This window comes from Candidatus Cloacimonadota bacterium, assembly GCA_020532085.1.
In the GTDB taxonomy this organism is placed as follows: Bacteria; Cloacimonadota; Cloacimonadia; order Cloacimonadales; family Cloacimonadaceae; genus Syntrophosphaera.
The window spans coordinates 1-2,922 of record JAJBAV010000086.1; the positions used below are offsets into that span (position 1 = coordinate 1).

Genomic DNA, 2,922 nt, shown 5'->3' on the forward strand with positions numbered 1-2,922 from the left:
CCCATGCGCACCCTGGATGAAATCAAGACCGACATCTATGCCCTGGAGCAGGAGACCGAAGGGCTACTGGAACAGATTGTCGGGGAGGCTGAGTGATGAAGCTGGCCTGTTATCCAGAATACAAGGATTCCGGGCAGCCGTTTTTGGGCGATATTCCGGCTCACTGGAATTTGTTCCGGAATGGCCGTCTGTTCTGTCAGCGCAACGAGACCGGGTTTGGGGAACTACCCATCCTTGAGGTGTCATTGAAAACCGGTGTCCGCGTGCGCGACATGGAGAACTTGAAGCGCAAGCAGGTGATGGGCGACCGGGAAAAATACAAGCGAGCGGCTCAGGGGGATATTGCCTACAATATGATGCGCATGTGGCAAGGGGCCGTTGGCGTCGCGCCTGTCGATGGGCTGGTCAGCCCTGCCTATGTCGTTGTGCGACCCTTTCCCGAGGTGGACTGCCGCTACTTCAGCTTTCTGTTCCGCACTGCCTCCTACATGAACGAGGTGGACGCCTGTTCCCGGGGCATCGTGAAAGACCGCAACCGGCTTTACTGGCAGGATTTCAAGCGCATGCCGTCACCCGTTCCTCCGATTGAGGAACAGCGACACATCACCAGATTTCTCGATGCGGTCGGTAGTAAGGCCCAACGGTTCATCCGCAACAAGCGGCGGCTCATTGAACTTCTCAAGGAGCAGAAGCAGAACGTCATCAACCAGGCCGTGACCCGGGGGCTTGATCCCAAGGTCAAGTTCAAGCCCAGCGGCGTGGAATGGATCGGAGATATTCCGGAGCATTGGGAGATCGCACCACTCAAGCATTTAGCCAGCATCAATGCCCGTGTCCTGCCTGAATCAACCGATGAGAATTACACCTTCAAATATTGCGACATCAGCTCTGTCGGCACCGGCCGTCTTACAGGGGAGCCTGAAACGCTACGTTTCGGCCAAGCTCCGTCTCGTGCTCGGAGAATACTGAAAAAAGGTGACACGATTCTTTCTACGGTTCGCACTTACCTCAAAGCAGTTTATTACGTCGCTGACGAGGTCGAAGACTGGATCGCATCGACAGGTTTCGCTGCGCTAACGCCCAAGAAAGAAATACATCCACCTTTTTTGGGTCTGCTGATCCAAAGCGGCAATTTCATCAACCGGGTTATTCGAGAGTCGATAGGCGTTGCTTATCCGGCCATAGCAGAAACAAAATTGGGCACCCTGCATTTGGCTTACCCGGTATCTTTCGAGGAACAGCAGGAAATACTGGAGCACATCGCCGATTCTTCGAAGGCTATCGACCAGGCCATTACCCGAACTGAGCGCGAGATCGCGCTGATGCGCGAATACCGCATCCGGCTGATTTCCGATGTCGTCACCGGTCAGGTAGATGTACGCGGCATCGAGGTGCCGGATGTTGCCGAGGACGAACTGCTGGCGCTGGATGAGGACACCGCCGAATCCGATGACGTGATCGATGACGAGGGGGACATGGATGAAACCGACTGACACCAGCGAAAAGGGCCTGGAATCGATCATCGTCACCTCCCTTGTGGAGGATGCCGGATACGTTCAGGGTGATCCGCAGGACTACGACCGGGAACACGCCGTCGACCTGGCCAAACTGCTGCAGTTTCTCTCCGCCACCCAGCCCGATACCTATGAGGCTCTCGGCATCGACGAGGAAGGCCCCAAGCGCACACAATTCCTGCACCGCCTGCAGGGCGAAATCGCCAAACGCGGCGTGGTGGACGTGCTGCGCGGCGGCATCAAGCACGGCCCGGCTCATGTGGACCTTTTCTACGGCACACCGACGCCGGGCAACGTGAAGGCAGCCGAACGATTCGAAGCCAACATCTTCAGCGTCACCCGCCAGCTTCGCTACAGCCGCAACGAGACCGCGCTTTCCCTCGACATGGCCGTATTCATCAACGGCCTGCCCATCGCCACCTTCGAACTTAAGAACAAGCTCACCAAACAGACGATTCTCGATGCCGTGCAGCAGTATCAACGTGACCGCGACCCGAAGGAGCTGCTGTTCCAGTTCGGCCGCTGCGTCGTCCATTTTGCCGTTGACGACCACGAGGTGCGTTTCTGCACCCACCTAAAGGGCAAAGGCTCGTGGTTTCTACCCTTCGACAAAGGCTACAACGACGGCGCTGGCAATCCGCCGAACCCTCATGGGCTCGCCACCGATTACCTGTGGAAGGAGACCCTCTCCAAAGAGGGGTTGACCGATATCCTGGAAAACTACGCCCAGGTGGTGGAGGAAAAGGACGAGAAGACCGGCAAAAAGAGGTACAAGCAGATTTTCCCTCGCTACCACCAGTTGAAGATGGTGCGCATGCTGCTGGCCAATGCCGCTGAGAGTGGCATCGGCAGGCGCTACCTGATCCAGCACTCGGCGGGCAGCGGCAAAAGTAACTCCATCGCCTGGCTGGCGCACCAGCTCGTTGGGCTGGAACACGAGAGCAAGGCGTTGTTCGATTCGGTCATCGTGGTCACCGACCGACGGGTGCTCGACAAGCAGATCCGCGACACCATCAAGCAGTTCGCCCAGGTCTCCGCCACCGTCGGCCATGCCGAACACTCTGGCGACCTGCGCAAATTCCTCAAGGCCGGGAAGAAAATCATCATCACCACGGTGCAGAAGTTCCCGTTCATCCTCGATGAGATCGGCGATGAACACCGAAAGAGCAAATTCGCCATCATCATCGACGAGGCCCATTCCAGCCAGGGCGGCAAGACCACCGCCGCCATGAACATGGCCGTTGCGGAAAAGCCGGGTGAATACAAGGCGGAATGGGATGAACTGGACGCCGAGGACAAGATCAACAAGATCATGGAAGGCCGGAAGATGGTGACCAACGCCAGCTACTTCGCCTTCACCGCGACCCCCAAGAACAAAACCCTGGAGATTTTCGGCGATCCGGACCCG

The 2,922-nt window shown here is 57.3% G+C and carries 2 protein-coding genes; both read left to right on the top strand.

Going from position 1 to position 2,922, the window contains the following annotated elements:
- The first annotated feature begins 95 nt into the window (after positions 1 to 95).
- Complete coding sequence (locus tag LHW45_11230; protein ID MCB5286141.1) at positions 96 to 1,493, top strand: restriction endonuclease subunit S; 1,398 nt, start codon at positions 96 to 98, stop codon at positions 1,491 to 1,493.
- A partial coding sequence (locus LHW45_11235; GenBank protein ID MCB5286142.1) for a DEAD/DEAH box helicase family protein occupies positions 1,480 to 2,922 on the top strand: 1,443 nt, incomplete at its 3' end. The genes LHW45_11230 and LHW45_11235, both read left to right, overlap by 14 nt.